This window comes from Kitasatospora gansuensis (assembly GCF_014203705.1).
Classification (GTDB): domain Bacteria; phylum Actinomycetota; class Actinomycetes; order Streptomycetales; family Streptomycetaceae; genus Kitasatospora; species Kitasatospora gansuensis.
In genome coordinates this window covers 1,883,436-1,897,111 of the sequence record NZ_JACHJR010000001.1, presented here as the reverse complement: position 1 = coordinate 1,897,111, position 13,676 = coordinate 1,883,436, and the positions used below count along the sequence as shown (strand labels likewise).

Below are 13,676 nucleotides of genomic sequence, written 5' to 3'. Positions count from 1 at the left end.
GCGGTTTCGGGTGCTCCCTTGGTGGTGAGTATGTCCAGGAACCAGGCCTGGGGGTGCCCGGGGTGCAGGTCACACGCTGAGCAGACTCTCCAGACGCGGCCACGGGCTTTCAGCTCAGAACTTCCGGGGGGAGCGGAGCCGCCGCAATGGGCGCAACCCCAATTGACCGTCGCGGGGGCCGCGGGCACTGTTTGCAGGGCTTCCAGTGCTGTCAAGTAATGAGCAGGGAACAGTCCTTGTTTAGCGGCTGCGGTGAGCCCAGGCAGCAGTTGGCGGAGATCGACCGGGCTGCCCGTGCCGTGAGTACCTGATTCGGTGCCTCTGGAGTGAGCAGGCCGCGGGATCGTCTGATCGGCGAAGTCTTCAATCACCACATGGCTGTCTTTGCGGTCGTCGGCGAGCAGGAGCGTTTCGCCCGGTGAGCAGTGCGTGTCGCCGGCGGCCCGGCCTCAGCGGCCGAGCCGGGCGGCGAAGGAGGAGAGCAGCAGGTCGAGTGCGAGCGGGTAGGCGCTGCGGTTCATCTCGGCGATCAGCAGCGGGGTGGTGGCCGCGATGTGGGGGTGGGTGTCGGGGGTGAGGTGGGCGTAACTGGTGTGCCAGACGGCCGAGTCGGCGGCTCGGGCCGGGGCGGGGAGGGCGTCCACGGCGGCGTCCAGGGCGGCGAAGGCCAGGCCCTGGTCGACGAAGGCGTGGTAGAGCTGGACGGCCTCCGGGTCGGGGAAGCCGGCGTCGCGCAGCAGGCCGAGGATCGTCTCCACCGCCTGTATCTCGTACGCCCGGCCGGTGGTCCGGTAGGCGGCGAGCAGGGCGGCCTGCGGGTGGGCCTGGTAGGCGCTGTGGATGCGCAGGCCGATCGCGCGCAGGTCGGCCCGCCAGTCGCCGGTGGGCTGCCAACCCTGCTGGGCGCGGCCGATCAGCTCGTCGGTGATGGCCAGCAGCAGGTCGTCGGTGCTGTGGAAGTACCGGTAGATCGCGCTCGGGTCGGCGCCGAGGGCCGCGCCCAGGCGCCGGACGGTGAGGGCTTCGGCGCCGTGCTGGCCGAGCAGCCGCAGCGCGGTCTCCACGATGCCCTGTGCGGAGAGCACGGTGCCCTGCTTGGTCGGCCGGCGTCGTCTCCGCTCCGGCTCACCCACTACCCGTTCGGCCATGCCCGTCACCTTATGACAACGGCATTGACGTGTGAAGGCCCCCGGAGTTTCATTTGCCGGACCCGGGGCCGACCGAAGGCCCCCTGGTCAAGGCGGTGGTCTGTTGACTACGACGGCGAAGGACGGGGCGAGAACCTCGGCCCCGAGCGTTACCCAGGGCGGCACCATGCGGAAGTCGATCGGCATGGTGGACGGTGTGGTGATCGCCGCCTCGAGTACGGCGGCGACCTCGAGCATCGGCATCGGGCTCGGCCTGACCGCCGGTGTGGTCGGCCTGCACCTGCCGGCCATCATGCTGCTGGCCTTCCTGCCGGTGCTCGGCATCGCGGTCGCGTACGGCCGGCTGAACCGGGTCGAGCCGAACGCGGGCAACAGCTACACCTGGGTCGGCAAGACGCTCAACCCCTGGCTCGGCTTCCTGACCGGCTGGGTGAACACCGTCGGCACCATCGTCTTCATGGCGTACACCACCGCCGTCACCGGCTCGGCCGTGCTCCAACTCGCGGGCCAGGCCGGGCTGCACAGCATCGCGGGCCTCGCCCTCGACCCGGACTCCACCCTGCAGACCACGCTGCTCGGCCTGGTGGTGCTGGCCGCCGCCACGCTGGTCGCGATCCGCGGCCTGGCGCTGGCCGCCCGGCTGCAGAAGTACCTGCTGGTCTTCGAGTACGCGGTGCTGCTCGGCTTCTGCGGCTGGGGTCTGCTGGCCGGGGACCAGCCGTTCTCGCTGGAGTGGTTCAACCCGTTCGCGATCCCGAGCATGGACGCGCTGGCCCAGGGCATGGTGCTGGCGGTGTTCTGCTACTGGGGCTTCGAGTCGGTGTTCACCGTCGCCGAGGAGGTGCACGACCCGAAGGACGCCTCGCGCGGCGGCATCTTCGCGCTGGTGCTGATGCTGCTGCTGTTCGTGCTGGCCGGGACCGCCTTCCAACGGGTGCTGCCGCTCGACGAGTTGGCCGACAACGGGGCGCAGGGGCTGACCTACTTCGGCGAGAAGCTGGCCGAACAGCCGCTCGCCGCCCTGCCGTTGATCGCCCTGACGTTCTCCGCCGTGGCCTCGCTGCAAGCCTCGGTGATCCCGACCGCGCGCGGCACCTTCGCGATGGGCCGGGACGGCACCCTCGGCCCGGTCTGGACGAAGATCCACCCGAAGCACGGCACCCCCGCTGTCGGGACGGTGCTGCTGGTGCTGATCGCCGCCTCGATCGCGGTGCTCTCGCTGGTCATCCCCACCGTCACCGATCTGATCAGCGCGGCCGTGAACGCGATCGGCATCGTGGTGGTGCTGTACTACGCGCTGACCGCGGTGGCCGCCGCCGTCCGGTTCCGGCACCTGCTGCGGGACGAGCCACTGGCCGGACTGCGGGTGGTGATCGCCCCGCTGGTGAGCGCGGCCGCGCTGCTCGGCGTCGGCGGCTACCTGGCCTGGAGCTTCTGGAACTCGGCCGACCACTTCGAGGTCAGCGCCGAGAACGGCTGGTTCCAACTGCTGGTCCCCGCCCTGATGATCGGTACCGGACTGGTGGCCGCCGGCTGGGCCCGCTGGGTCCGCAAGTCCCCGTACTTCGTCACCGGTCGCGGCACCGACGCCGACTCGGTCGAACTCGCACCCTCGGTCTGACGACCCGAAACCCCCTGGAGACACACCCATGAACCACGCAGACCTGGTCTTCACCGGCGGTCCGGTGTTCACCGCCGACGCCGCCCGGACCCGGGCCACCGCGCTGGCCGTCACCGGCGACCGGATCACCGCCGTCGGCCACCAGGAGATCCGGGAGCTGATCGGCCCCGGTACCGAAGTGGTGGATCTGAAGGGCAGGTTGCTGGTTCCGGGCTTCCAGGACTCGCACATCCACGCGGTGTACGGCGGCACCGAGCTGGCCGAGTGCGACCTGACCGAGACGGTCGGTGCGGACGTCTACCTGGACCGGATCCGGGCCTTCGCCGACGCGCACCCGGACCGGGAGTGGATCACCGGCAGCGGCTGGTCCCTGGAGAGCTTCGAAGGCGGGCTCCCCACCCGGCAGTTGCTCGATTCGGTGGTCGCCGACCGTCCGGTCTACCTGGTCAACCGCGACCACCACGGCGCCTGGGCGAACACCCGGGCGCTGGAGCTGGCCGGGCTGACCCGGGACACCCCGGACCCGGCCGACGGCCGGATCGAGCGGGAGCCGGACGGCACGCCCAGCGGCGTCCTCCAGGAGGGTGCCACCGCGCTGGTCGCCCGGCTGGTGCCGCCGACCACGGCGGCCGACCGGTTGGCCGGGCTGCTCCGGGCCCAGCAGCTGCTGCACTCGCTCGGCATCACCGGCTGGCAGGACGCGCTGCTCGGCGTCTTCAACGGCCAGCCGGACCCCTCCGACGCCTACCTGGCGGCCGCCCGGGCGGGCACCCTCACCGCCCGGGTGACCGGTGCGCTCTGGTGGGACCGGGAGCGGGGCGCCGAGCAGATTCCCGAACTGGTCGCCAGGCGTAAGGAGTTGACGTACGGGCGGTTCCGGGCCGGCTCGGTGAAGATCATGCAGGACGGCATCGCGGAGAACTTCACCGCCGCGATGACCACCCCCTACCTGGACGGCTGCGGCTGCGCCACCGCCAACTCCGGTCTGAGCTTCGTCGATCCGCTCACGCTGCGCGAGCACGTCACCGCGCTCGACGCGCTCGACTTCCAGGTGCATTTCCACGCCCTCGGCGACCGGGCCGTCCGGGAGGCCCTGGACGCGGTTGAGGCCGCCCTCGCCGCCAATGGGCAGCGCGGCAACCGGCACCACCTGGCGCACCTCCAGGTGGTGCACCCCGAGGACATCGGCCGGTTCGCCCGGCTCGGCGCGATCGCCAACATCCAGCCGCTCTGGGCCGCCCACGAGCCGCAGATGGACGAACTCACCATCCCGTTCCTCGGCCCCGAACGCGCCGCCTGGCAGTACCCGTTCGGCGACCTGCTGCGCACCGGCGCCACCCTGGCGGCGGGCAGCGACTGGCCGGTCAGCAGCCCCGACCCGCTGGCGGGCCTGCACGTCGCGGTCAACCGGGCCGAGCCCGGCGCCACCGACGGCCGGGTCTTCCTGCCGGAGCAGCGCCTCGACCTCGGCACCGCCCTCGCCGCCTACACGGCGGGCTCGGCCCACGTGAACGGTACCGACCAGGCGGGCAGTCTGCGGCCGGGCCTGCTGGCCGACCTGGTGGTGCTGGACCGGGACGTGTTCGCCCGTCCGGCGGACGAGATCGCCGAGGCGCGGGTCGAACGTACGTACGTGGGCGGGCAGTTGGTGCACCTGGCCTGAGGCTGGGCGGCGTCGTTTTCGGGCGTCACCGTCCGTCCCTCTGTGGAGTTGTCACCTCTGACACTCCGTGGGAGACAGGGATGGTTCTGGAGATGAGAGTTCTGACGCCGCGACTGCTGGTGACCGCTGCCGCGTTCGCGTTGGTGGCCGCCGCCGGGCCGAGTGCCTCGGCGGCGGCCACCGAGCGGCCGGTCGAAACCAACTCCGTGCTGGGGTTCCTGGCGGGATTCCCGCAGCCCGGGGTCGCGCCGGACGGGGCGAACGACTGGTCCTGCAAGCCGGGGCCGGCCCACCCGAATCCGGTGGTGCTGGTGCACGGCAGCTTCGAGAACATGAACGACAACTGGGGTGGTGCGGCGCCGCTGCTGGCCAACAACGGCTACTGCGTCTTCGCCTTCAACTACGGCGCCCAGGAAGGGAATCCGATCCAGGGCACCGGTCCGATCGAGCTGAGCGCGGCCCAGCTTGGCGACTTCGTCGACCGGGTCACGGCCGCCACCGGGGCGGCCGAGGTGGACCTGGTCGGCCACTCGCAGGGCGGCATGATGCCCCGTTACTACCTGAAGAACCTCGGTGGCGCGGCCAAGGTCGACAAGCTGATCGGCCTGGCCCCGAGCAACCACGGCACCACCCTGCTCGGCCTCTCCGGGCTGGCCTCGGCACTCGGAGTACTGGAGCCCGCCAACCGGTTCCTGCTCGGCCCCGCCTGCCCGGCCTGCGTGCAGCAGGAGCAGGGCTCGCCCTTCGTCACGGCGCTGAACGCGGGCGGCGACACCGTGCCGGGTGTCCGGTACACGGTGATCGCCTCCCGGTTCGACGAGGTGGTGACGCCGTACGACTCGGCCTTCCTGACCGGCCCGGAGGTCGACAACATCACCCTCCAGGACGGCTGCCCGCTGGACGCCGCCGACCACCTGGAGATCGCCTACGACCCGGTCGCGCTGATCCACGTGCTCAACGCGCTCGACCCGGCGCATCCCCGGCAGGTGCCCTGCGCGGTGGTGCTGCCGGCGGTCGGCCCGCTGGTCTGACGGGCCGGTCGGCCTGGTGGCCGGCCCGAAAACTCGGCGGCGGAGCGGAGCCCGCCCGGTGATACTCGCTGGATGACAGCCATCCACCCCCTGCCGGAACCCGACGCGGCGGGTACGCGATGACCAGCTTCGTCACCCATCGGGAGCGGGTGCTCGATCCTTCTCTGTCGGTGCTGCGGCGGCATCGGGAGCTCTGGGTCTGTCTCGAGGTCTTCGCGCCGTACGGGTTCCACGGCACCTACCACCATCTGACGGTCAGTGCCCGGATGCCGCGGGATCTGGCGAGCGACCCCGACTCGCTGGTCCGGGCGGTGACCGAGCTCGACCGGGCCCGGGTGCTCTGGCAGGCGGCGGGGGCCCGGTACGCGGAGCGGCGGCGGGTGGAGAAGCGGGAGTTGGGGCTGCGGGCGCCGCGGCGGCCGGGGCCCTGGTGGCAGGCCGAACCGGCGCAGGGGTGCTACGTGGTGGACGTCCTGTGCCACCCCGGCCTCTGCCTGCCGGAGTACGTCCATCGTCAGGTGCTGCTGGCCGAGGGGGCGGAGCTGCCCGGGTGCCGGGAATGCGGGGACGAGCGGCCGGTGGTGTCGCGGTCCACCGGGCACGGGTTCATCGAACTCTGCCCGGGGTGTGCGGCGGTGCGGCGCTCCTGTGCCTGCGGGGTGCGGCACGTGCTGCGGGCCGGCGCGGCGGTCGGCTGGCCGAGCCTGCGGCTGCGTGAGCACCTGACGGCGGACGGACTGCCGCGCGAGACGGACGGGATCGCCGAGCGGATCGCGCAGTTGGAGTTGGTGCCGCCACCGCGGGTCAGCTCGCGGGGTAGCCGGTTTCTTCCAGGTCGTCGGCCAGGTCCGTCAGGGTGAGGTCGGGGTTGAGGGCGCGGACCACCTCGGTGGTGAGCGGGCGGAGGGCCAGGATGTGGCGGACGGCGGGCAGGTCGACCGGGACCTCGTAGTAGTCGGTGGCGAAGTCGGCGTACGCCTCGGCCGAGCGGTCGGTGAGGGACTGGAAGAGCCAGTCGGCGCCGTCCGGGTCGGGGTGGCCGGGCGGGAGGTCGACGGTGCCGGTGTGCCACTGCTCGTCGGTGCTGAGCCGCCAGAGGGCGGCGGTGACGGCCGGGAGGCCGTCGTCGGTGAAGGCGGGCTCCTCGGCGCAGGCGCGCAGCGGCTCGGGCACCTCGTCCAGGACGCCGGGCCAGACCCGGTCCTCCGCGAACGGGCTCATCGGGGACTCGTGGTCGAAGCCGCGCAGGTAGGTGCCGGCGGGGGTGAAGGTGACCGTGTACTCGTCGCCGGAGCCGTTCTTCATCGAGGCCAGCTGCTCGTTGGGGGCCCAGTCGGCGTCGAAGGAGAAGTAGCGGTCCGGCCACTCGGGGCAGAGGATCGCGTCCAGCACGGCCAGCGCCCGGCAGTGGTCCCGCAGGACGTCCGGGGCGGGCAGCAGCGGGGCTACATCGTTGGCGGTCATGATGATCATCCAACCGTACGGCTCCGACAGCGCTCGCCCCGGCCCGCCCCCTGCGGTCAGTTGAGGCTGTACCAGGGGGACGGGGTCCAGGCGGCGCCGAACGGCAGGGCGGCGTCCGGGTCGGTGAGGGTGATCCGGATGCCGACCGTCCCGGCCAGTCCGAGCCGGAGCCGGCTGCGGATCAGGGCGAGCATCCCCGTCAGGCCGTACTTGTTGAGCAGTGAAGTCCGGTAGCAGGCAGTGGTGTCCGGGTCGCAGAGGGCGGCGCGGGCCTGCTGCCGCCCGCCGAGCGGGCGGCCGTGCTGGTCGCAGGGCTCGACCAGGACGCCCGGGTGGCTCCGGACGTGCCGCACCACCGCCGAGTCGGTGCGGGCCCAGACGCCGAGCGCCGGGCCGTCCGGCACCACCCAGGTGGTGGCGGTGGCGGCGGTGCCGTCGGGCTCGAAGGTGGTGAGCAACAGGTACTGCTTGTCGGCGAGTTGGTCGCTGGGCAGGCGCATCTCACGCTCCGTCAGTGCTGGTCGGTGAGGGATTCGCGGTACTGCTCGGCGGTCGGGCGGCTGATCTGGCCGGCCGGGCCGAAGTACGCGTGCGAGGCGCGGACCCGGAGCTTGGTCAGCAGCCCGGCCCGGGGCGGGAGTTCGGCGGGGGTGTACTGCTCGTGTGCGGTCAGCCGGTGCAACTCGGCCTGCGGCAGCGGCTCGTGGAGCTCGACGAACTCGCCGTGCGGCAGCCGCTTGATGATGCCCGTCTCCCGGCCGTGCAACACCTTGTCCCGGTCCCGCCGTTGGAGGCCGAGGCACCAGCGCTTGGTGATCAGGAAGACCGCGACCGGCACCACGAACGCACCGATCCGGACCGCGTGGGTGATGCTGTTCAGCGAGAGGTGCAGGTGGGTGGCGAACAGGTCGTTGCCGCCGCCGGCCAGCAGCACCAGGTAGAGGCTGATCCAGGCCGCGCCGAACGCGGTGCGCACGGGGGCGTTGCGCGGGCGGTCGAGCAGGTGGTGCTCGCGCTTGTCCTGGGTGATCCAGCTCTCGACGAAGGGGTAGGCCGCGATGGCGGCCAGCACCAGCGGGAAGGCCAGGAAGGGGATCAGGATGCCGAGGTTGAGGGTGTGGCCCCAGAGGCCGATCTCCCAGCCCGGCATCACCCGGATCAGGCCCTCCGCGAAGCCCATGTACCAGTCGGGCTGGGCGTCGGTGGAGACCTGGTCGGGGCGGTACGGGCCGTATGCCCAGATCGGGTTGACGGTGGCGATGGCGGAGATGGCCGCGATGATGCCGAAGACCAGGAAGAAGAAGCCACCGGCCTTGGCCAGGTAGACCGGCATCAGCGGCATGCCGACCACGTTCTTCTCGGTACGTCCGGGCCCGGCCCACTGGGTGTGCTTGTGGTAGAAGACCAGGATCAGGTGCGCCACCAGCAGGCCCAGCATGACGCCCGGGATCAGCAGCACGTGAATGGTGAAGAACCGCGGCACGATGTCGGTGCCGGGGAACTCCCCGCCGAACAGGAACATCTGCGCGTAGGTCCCGATCAGCGGCACCGCCAGCGTGACGCCCTCGACGAAGCGGATGCCGGTGCCCGAGAGCAGGTCGTCGGGCAGCGAGTAGCCGAAGAAGCCGTCCAGCAGCCCGAGGAACAGCAGCAGGAAGCCGAACAGCCAGTTGATCTCGCGCGGCTTGCGGAACGCCCCGGTGAAGAAGACCCGCATCATGTGCACGAACATCGCCGCGACGAAGACCAGCGCGGCCCAGTGGTGGATCTGACGGATCAGCAGCCCGCCGCGCACCTCGAAGCTGATGTGCATGGTACTGGCGTACGCCTCCGACATCCGGATGCCGCTGAGCGGCACGTACGGGCCGTGGTAGACCACCTCGGCCATGCTCGGCTTGAAGAACATCGTCAGGTAGACGCCGGTCAGGATGATGACGATGAAGCTGTAGAGGCAGATCTCGCCGAGCATGAAGGACCAGTGGTCCGGAAAGATCTTGCGCAGATTGGTCCGGGCGAGCGTGTGGATGCCCAGCCTGCCGTCCAGCCAGTCCGCCGTGCGACGCCCCGAGTTCTGACGGGTGGTCATGGCACTCCCCTTGTGCGCGATCCGGGTGCTCCAGTGGAAACGGGGACTGACCCCCACTTCTGGACGGTACCCTAGCAGTAGCGGGGAACGGTCCCCGTTTCGGGGATTGGTTAGGGTGGGCCCATGACGGATCAGCAGGCCACGCCCCTCCGGCGGGACGCCCGGCGCAACCGCGAGGCGCTGGTCGAGGCGGCGGCCGAGCTCTTCGCCCAGCAGGGGCTGAACACGCCGCTGGACGTGATCGCCCGCCGGGCGGGGGTCGGCAACGCCACCCTCTACCGGCACTTCCCGACCCGGGAGGACCTGATCGGTGAGGTGTTCGCCACGGCGGGCTCAGTGCTGGCCGAGGCCGGTGAGCAGGCGCTCGCGGGTGAGGACGCCTGGGCCGAGATCGAGCGGTACTTCGGCCGGATCTTCGAACTGGTCGCGGCCAACCGGGGGTTCAACGACCTGGTGACGATGGCGATCCCGAGCGTCCCCGCGCTGGCCGAGATGAGCCACCGGAACGCCGCCACCGTCACCGCCCTGATGGTCCGGGCGCAGAAGCAGGGCACCATGCGGCTGGACGTGGTCCCGATGGACCTGCTCTTCCTGCTCGGCCCGCTCTGCCGGGCCGTGCCGGCCGCCGATGACCTGCGCCCCGGCCTGTGGCGGCGCTACCTGGCCCTGCTGCTGGCCGGGTTCCACACCCGGGCCACCGAGCCGATGGCCGAACCGCCGGTCGGCGAGGAGCAGTTGGACCAGCTCTTCGCCGGGCTCTGGGAGGCGGAGGGGTGATCGTCCGTCGGCGGAGCACCCGGGTAGGGTCGGCGGCAGGCGAACCCCAGGGGGAGAGATGACCGAGAGCATCGAGTACGTCCGGTCGGCGGCGGCCGTGGCGACCAGTACCGGCGACGACTACCGGGTGGAGATCCGCGCCGGACGGCACCAACTCGCCGCCGACGAGCCGGAGTCGGCGGGCGGCGCGGACACCGCGAGCACGCCGGTCGGGCTGCTGCTGTCGGCGCTCGGCTCCTGCACGGCGATCACGCTGCGGATGTACGCGCAGCGCAAGCAGTGGCCGCTGGAGACCGTCCGGGTGCACCTGGGCTACGAGAAGGGGGCCGACAAGGCCGTCCGGATCACCCGGCGGATCGATCTGATCGGCGAGCTGGACCAGGCCCAGCGGGCCCGGCTGCTGGACATCGCCGAGCGCACCCCGGTGACCCGGGCGGTCGGCAGCGGGACCCCGATCATCGCCGCCGAGCCGCGGGGTCCTCACTCGCCCGCGTAGGCCCGTTCCAGCTCGGCGAGGTCGAACTTGACCATCCGGAGCATCGCCTCGGTGGTGCGTCGGGCCTTCTCCGGGTCCGGGTCGCCGACCATGTCGATCAACGCCGTGGGCACCACCTGCCAGGAGACCCCGAACCTGTCCTTCAGCCAGCCGCACTGGACTTCCTGGCCGCCCTCGGTGAGCCGGCTCCAGTAGTAGTCGATCTCCGCCTGGTCGGCGCACGGGACCTGGAACGAGACGGACTCGTTGAAGGTGAACAGCGGCCCGCCGTTCAGGCCGACGAACTTCTGCCCGTTCAGCTCGAACTCCACGGCCAGCACCGAACCGGCCGGGCCAGGGCCGGCCTCGGTGTAGTGGCCGATCCGGCCGAGCCGGGAGTTCTTGAAGATCGACAGGTAGTGCTGGGCGGCCTCCTCGGCCTGGCCGTCGAACCACAGACAGGTGGTGAGGCGGTCGTCGGTGCTCATGCCGGTGCCCTTTCCGTGCTGCGCCGAGTGCGGCGCCCGAAAAGTGAGCATAGGACCGGATCGGCACCATTCAGGGGGACGGCGCGCGGGGTCAGGCCGGGCGTGCTGCCGGCAGGGCGGCGCAGAGGCGGTCCAGCTCCTCCTCGGTGTTGTAGTAGTGGACCGAGGCGCGAACCAGTGAGTCCAGGCCGCGCTCGGCGAGGTCCCAGCGGGCCTGACCGACTGCGGAGGCGGTCAGGTTGATCCGCCCGGCCCGCAGCTGCTGGACCAGTGCGGGGCTGTCGTGGCCGTCCACGGTGAAGCTGACGATCCCGCACTGCCGCACGCCCCGGTCCTGCACCCGTACGCCGGGGAGCGCGCGGAGCCGGTCGCGCAGGCCGTCCGCAAGTGCGGTGACCCGCTGCTCGATCGCGGGCAGGCCGAGGTCGAGCGCGTAGTCCACCGCCACGCCGAGGCCGATCCGGGCGGCCGTCCCGTTCTCCCAGCTCTCGAACCGGCGGGCGTCGTCCCGGATCCGGTAGGAGTCCGGGCCGGTCCAGACCGCCGACTGCAGGTCCAGGAACGGCGGCTCCAGGCTCTCCAGCAGCCGTTCCGAGCAGTACAGGAAGCCGGTGCCGCGCGGGCCGCGCAGGTACTTGCGGCCGGTCGCGGTGAGCAGGTCGCAGCCGATCTCCCGTACGTCGAGCGGTAGTTGGCCCGCCGACTGGCAGGCGTCCAGCAGGTACACCACCCCGGCCGCCCGGGCCACCCGGCCGATCTCGGCCGCCGGGTTGACCAGCCCGCCCTGGGACGGGACGTGGGTGATGCCGATCAGTTTGACCCGCTCGTCGAGCAGTTCGCGCAGGGCGGGGACGGAGAGCTGGCCGTGCTCGTCGTCCGGCACCACCTCGATCCGGACGCCGTACCGGCGGGCCGTCTGCAGATAGGCCATCGCGTTGCTGGCGTACTCCGAGCGGCAGGTCAGGATCCGGTCGCCCGGCTGCCAGCGCAGGCTGTGAAACGCCATGTCCCAGGCCCGGGTGGCGTTCTCCTGCAGGGCGATCTCGTGCCGCCCGGCGCCGACCAGCCCGGCCAGCGCGTCGTAGACGTGCTCGATCCGGTCGGTCTCGGCGATCGCGGCCTCGTAGCCGCCGCTCTCCTCCTCCAGCCGCAGGTGCCGCACCACCGCGTCCACCACCTGACGGGGCGGCAGGGACGCGCCGGCGTTGTTGAGATGGGTCACGGTCGTGCAGCCCGCCGTGTCCCGCCGGGCCCGTTCGACGTCGATCGGCACGGTCACCTCCCTGTGGTCCGTTCCGCTCACCTTAGGCACGTGGTCGGCCGGGCGCAGTGGAAAGAGCGACGGAGTGTCAGGTGCGGTCAGAGCACGTCCGCGAGGAACTGCCGGAGCCGTGGGCTCTCCGGTGCGCCGAAGACCGCCTCGGGCGTGCCGGACTCGACCACCACGCCGCCGTCCATGAAGGCGACGCTGTCGGAGACCGACCGGGCGAAGCCCATCTCGTGCGTGACCACGACCATGGTCATGCCCTCGCGGCCGAGGTCGGCCATCAGGGCCAGTACGCCCTTGACCAGTTCCGGGTCCAGCGCGGAGGTCGCCTCGTCGAAGAGCATGACCTGAGGCTCCATCACCAGGGCCCGGGCGATGGCCACCCGCTGCTGCTGCCCGCCGGACAGCTGTCCGGGGCGGACATCCGCCTTGTGCCGCAGCCCGACCAGATCGAGCTGGCGGTAGGCGGTCTCGGTCGCCTCGTCGCGGGAGAGCTTCCGCAGTTTGCGCAGCGGAAGGGTGAGGTTGCGCAGGACGCTCAGGTGCGGGAAGAGGTTGAACTGCTGGAAGACCATGCCGATCTGATGGCGCAGCAGGTCGGGGTCGCGCCGCAGGACGCTCGCACCGTCCAGCAGGATGTCGCCGCGGTCGGGCTCCAGCAGGCGGTTGATCGTCCGCAGCAGCGTGGACTTGCCGGAGCCGGACGGTCCGATGACGGAGATCGTGTGCCCCTTCGGGACGTCGAGGTCGACGCCGCGCAGGATCGGGTTGCCGCCCAGGGACAGGTGGAGGTCACGGGTCGTCAGGCTGACCGGCGAGAAAGCGGTCGGCGGGGTGTCGGTGGGTCGCTGGTCAGGCACGTGCCGCTCCTTCGGGTACGGGGACCGGCTCGGCGGCGGGCGGCTCGGTGGTCGGTTCGACGACCCTGCGCCCGAGCCGGAGCCGGCGGTCGATCACGTTGACCAGGTGTGTCAGCGGCACGGTGAGCAGGAGGTAGAAGAGGCCGGCCAGGACCAGCGCGGACTCGTTGCCGGTGTTGGCGGCGGAGTCCTGGCCGATCCGGAACAGGTCCCGCTGATCGGCCATCAGCCCGAGGAAGTAGATCAGGCTGGAGTCCTTGATCAGCGCGATCAGCTGGTTGACCCAGGCCGGCAGGACCCGTCGGACGCCCAGCGGGACGATGATCAGCCGCATCGCCGAGGCGTACGAGAAGCCCAGGGCCCGCGCCGCCTCGAGCTGGCCCGCCTCCACGCTCTGGATCCCGGAGCGGAAGATCTCGCCGAAGTAGGCGGCGGCGATCAACGAGAGGGCGAGGATCCCGAGCGGGTACGGATCGGGCCCCCAGATCAGCAGCCCCTGCGGCGCCAGCCCCACGCCGATCAGCAGGATGGTGACCGCGGCCGGGAGGCCGCGGAACACGTCGGTGTAGAGGCGGGCCGGCCAGCGCAGCCAGCGGGTCCCGGAGATCCCGGCCACCGCCAGGAGCAGGCCCACCACTGTGCCGATGATCGCCGAAGTCACCGCGAGGATCAGCGTGTTGGGCACGCCGGTGGTGAGCAGGTCGGGAATCGCGGCGCGCATCGACTCCCAGTTGAAGAACGTCTCCGCCAGCGTGCCCCACTGGTCCACGTCAGCCTCCTGTCCGGTCTGTCACGG

The 13,676-nt window shown here is 71.4% G+C and carries 14 protein-coding genes; 6 read left to right on the top strand and 8 right to left on the bottom strand.

Annotated elements, in window-relative coordinates; translation table 11 throughout:
• Positions 1 to 449: 449 nt before the first annotated feature.
• Positions 450 to 1,148 carry a TetR/AcrR family transcriptional regulator gene (locus F4556_RS08360; protein WP_184913003.1) on the bottom strand — a complete coding sequence of 233 codons (699 nt, stop codon included), beginning with the start codon at positions 1,146 to 1,148 and terminating at the stop codon, positions 450 to 452.
• A 166-nt stretch (positions 1,149 to 1,314) separates the two neighbouring features.
• On the opposite strand from F4556_RS08360, the gene F4556_RS08355 reads away from it, so the two are divergent.
• The 4 genes from F4556_RS08355 to F4556_RS08340 all read left to right on the top strand — a co-directional run bounded on the left by F4556_RS08355 (position 1,315) and on the right by F4556_RS08340 (position 6,323).
• Positions 1,315 to 2,769, top strand: a complete 1,455-nt coding sequence (locus F4556_RS08355) for an APC family permease (protein ID WP_184913001.1) — start codon at positions 1,315 to 1,317, stop codon at positions 2,767 to 2,769.
• 28 nt (positions 2,770 to 2,797) lie between these two features.
• Positions 2,798 to 4,432 carry an amidohydrolase gene (locus tag F4556_RS08350; protein WP_184912999.1) on the top strand — a complete coding sequence of 545 codons (1,635 nt, stop codon included), beginning with the start codon at positions 2,798 to 2,800 and terminating at the stop codon, positions 4,430 to 4,432.
• Between the two features lie 92 nt (positions 4,433 to 4,524).
• Positions 4,525 to 5,463: an esterase/lipase family protein gene (locus tag F4556_RS08345; RefSeq protein ID WP_184912997.1), complete on the top strand. Its 939-nt coding sequence runs from the start codon at positions 4,525 to 4,527 to the stop codon at positions 5,461 to 5,463.
• 119 nt (positions 5,464 to 5,582) lie between these two features.
• Positions 5,583 to 6,323 carry a hypothetical protein gene (locus F4556_RS08340; protein ID WP_184912996.1) on the top strand — a complete coding sequence of 247 codons (741 nt, stop codon included), beginning with the start codon at positions 5,583 to 5,585 and terminating at the stop codon, positions 6,321 to 6,323.
• Here F4556_RS08340 and F4556_RS08335 read toward each other — a convergent pair.
• From F4556_RS08335 to qcrB, 3 genes are read right to left on the bottom strand one after another with little or no spacing between them, the layout of a single operon-like run.
• Positions 6,268 to 6,927 carry a hypothetical protein gene (locus F4556_RS08335; RefSeq protein ID WP_184912994.1) on the bottom strand — a complete coding sequence of 220 codons (660 nt, stop codon included), beginning with the start codon at positions 6,925 to 6,927 and terminating at the stop codon, positions 6,268 to 6,270. The genes F4556_RS08340 and F4556_RS08335 overlap by 56 nt on opposite strands.
• 56 nt (positions 6,928 to 6,983) lie before the next feature.
• Positions 6,984 to 7,427: a PPOX class F420-dependent oxidoreductase gene (locus F4556_RS08330; RefSeq protein ID WP_184912992.1), complete on the bottom strand. Its 444-nt coding sequence runs from the start codon at positions 7,425 to 7,427 to the stop codon at positions 6,984 to 6,986.
• An 11-nt stretch (positions 7,428 to 7,438) separates the two neighbouring features.
• On the bottom strand, positions 7,439 to 9,013 hold the full coding sequence (qcrB, locus tag F4556_RS08325; protein ID WP_184912991.1) for a cytochrome bc1 complex cytochrome b subunit: 1,575 nt from the start codon (positions 9,011 to 9,013) through the stop codon (positions 7,439 to 7,441).
• A 123-nt stretch (positions 9,014 to 9,136) separates the two neighbouring features.
• Between qcrB and F4556_RS08320 the strand changes: the two genes are divergently transcribed.
• A complete protein-coding gene (locus F4556_RS08320; RefSeq protein ID WP_184912989.1) occupies positions 9,137 to 9,790 on the top strand; it encodes a TetR/AcrR family transcriptional regulator in 654 nt (217 codons plus the stop codon).
• A gap of 58 nt (positions 9,791 to 9,848) precedes the next feature.
• Complete coding sequence (locus F4556_RS08315; RefSeq protein ID WP_184912987.1) at positions 9,849 to 10,286, top strand: OsmC family protein; 438 nt, start codon at positions 9,849 to 9,851, stop codon at positions 10,284 to 10,286.
• On the opposite strand, the gene F4556_RS08310 is transcribed toward F4556_RS08315, so the two are convergent.
• The 4 genes from F4556_RS08310 to F4556_RS08295 form a co-directional block, all read right to left on the bottom strand.
• The gene (locus F4556_RS08310; protein WP_184912985.1) at positions 10,271 to 10,753 is read right to left on the bottom strand and encodes a VOC family protein; all 483 of its coding nucleotides are present in this window, start codon (positions 10,751 to 10,753) and stop codon (positions 10,271 to 10,273) included. The genes F4556_RS08315 and F4556_RS08310 overlap by 16 nt on opposite strands.
• A gap of 91 nt (positions 10,754 to 10,844) precedes the next feature.
• Complete coding sequence (locus F4556_RS08305; protein ID WP_184912983.1) at positions 10,845 to 12,026, bottom strand: aminotransferase class V-fold PLP-dependent enzyme; 1,182 nt, start codon at positions 12,024 to 12,026, stop codon at positions 10,845 to 10,847.
• Between the two features lie 86 nt (positions 12,027 to 12,112).
• Positions 12,113 to 12,880, bottom strand: a complete 768-nt coding sequence (locus F4556_RS08300) for an amino acid ABC transporter ATP-binding protein (protein ID WP_376775671.1) — start codon at positions 12,878 to 12,880, stop codon at positions 12,113 to 12,115.
• The gene (locus F4556_RS08295; protein ID WP_184912981.1) at positions 12,873 to 13,649 is read right to left on the bottom strand and encodes an amino acid ABC transporter permease; all 777 of its coding nucleotides are present in this window, start codon (positions 13,647 to 13,649) and stop codon (positions 12,873 to 12,875) included. The genes F4556_RS08300 and F4556_RS08295 overlap by 8 nt, the downstream gene beginning before the upstream one ends.
• Positions 13,650 to 13,676 lie beyond the last annotated feature (27 nt).

What these genes read in the sequence shown, in the direction of transcription:
- F4556_RS08360 (WP_184913003.1), bottom strand. Translation starts at nt 1,148, where the DNA reads ATGGCCGAACGGGTAGTGGGTGAGCCGGAGCGGAGACGACGCCGGCCG.
- F4556_RS08355 (WP_184913001.1), top strand. Translation starts at nt 1,315, where the DNA reads ATGCGGAAGTCGATCGGCATGGTGGACGGTGTGGTGATCGCCGCCTCG.
- F4556_RS08350 (WP_184912999.1), top strand. Translation starts at nt 2,798, where the DNA reads ATGAACCACGCAGACCTGGTCTTCACCGGCGGTCCGGTGTTCACCGCC.
- F4556_RS08345 (WP_184912997.1), top strand. Translation starts at nt 4,525, where the DNA reads ATGAGAGTTCTGACGCCGCGACTGCTGGTGACCGCTGCCGCGTTCGCG.
- F4556_RS08340 (WP_184912996.1), top strand. Translation starts at nt 5,583, where the DNA reads ATGACCAGCTTCGTCACCCATCGGGAGCGGGTGCTCGATCCTTCTCTG.
- F4556_RS08335 (WP_184912994.1), bottom strand. Translation starts at nt 6,927, where the DNA reads ATGACCGCCAACGATGTAGCCCCGCTGCTGCCCGCCCCGGACGTCCTG.
- F4556_RS08330 (WP_184912992.1), bottom strand. Translation starts at nt 7,427, where the DNA reads ATGCGCCTGCCCAGCGACCAACTCGCCGACAAGCAGTACCTGTTGCTC.
- qcrB (WP_184912991.1), bottom strand. Translation starts at nt 9,013, where the DNA reads ATGACCACCCGTCAGAACTCGGGGCGTCGCACGGCGGACTGGCTGGAC.
- F4556_RS08320 (WP_184912989.1), top strand. Translation starts at nt 9,137, where the DNA reads ATGACGGATCAGCAGGCCACGCCCCTCCGGCGGGACGCCCGGCGCAAC.
- F4556_RS08315 (WP_184912987.1), top strand. Translation starts at nt 9,849, where the DNA reads ATGACCGAGAGCATCGAGTACGTCCGGTCGGCGGCGGCCGTGGCGACC.
- F4556_RS08310 (WP_184912985.1), bottom strand. Translation starts at nt 10,753, where the DNA reads ATGAGCACCGACGACCGCCTCACCACCTGTCTGTGGTTCGACGGCCAG.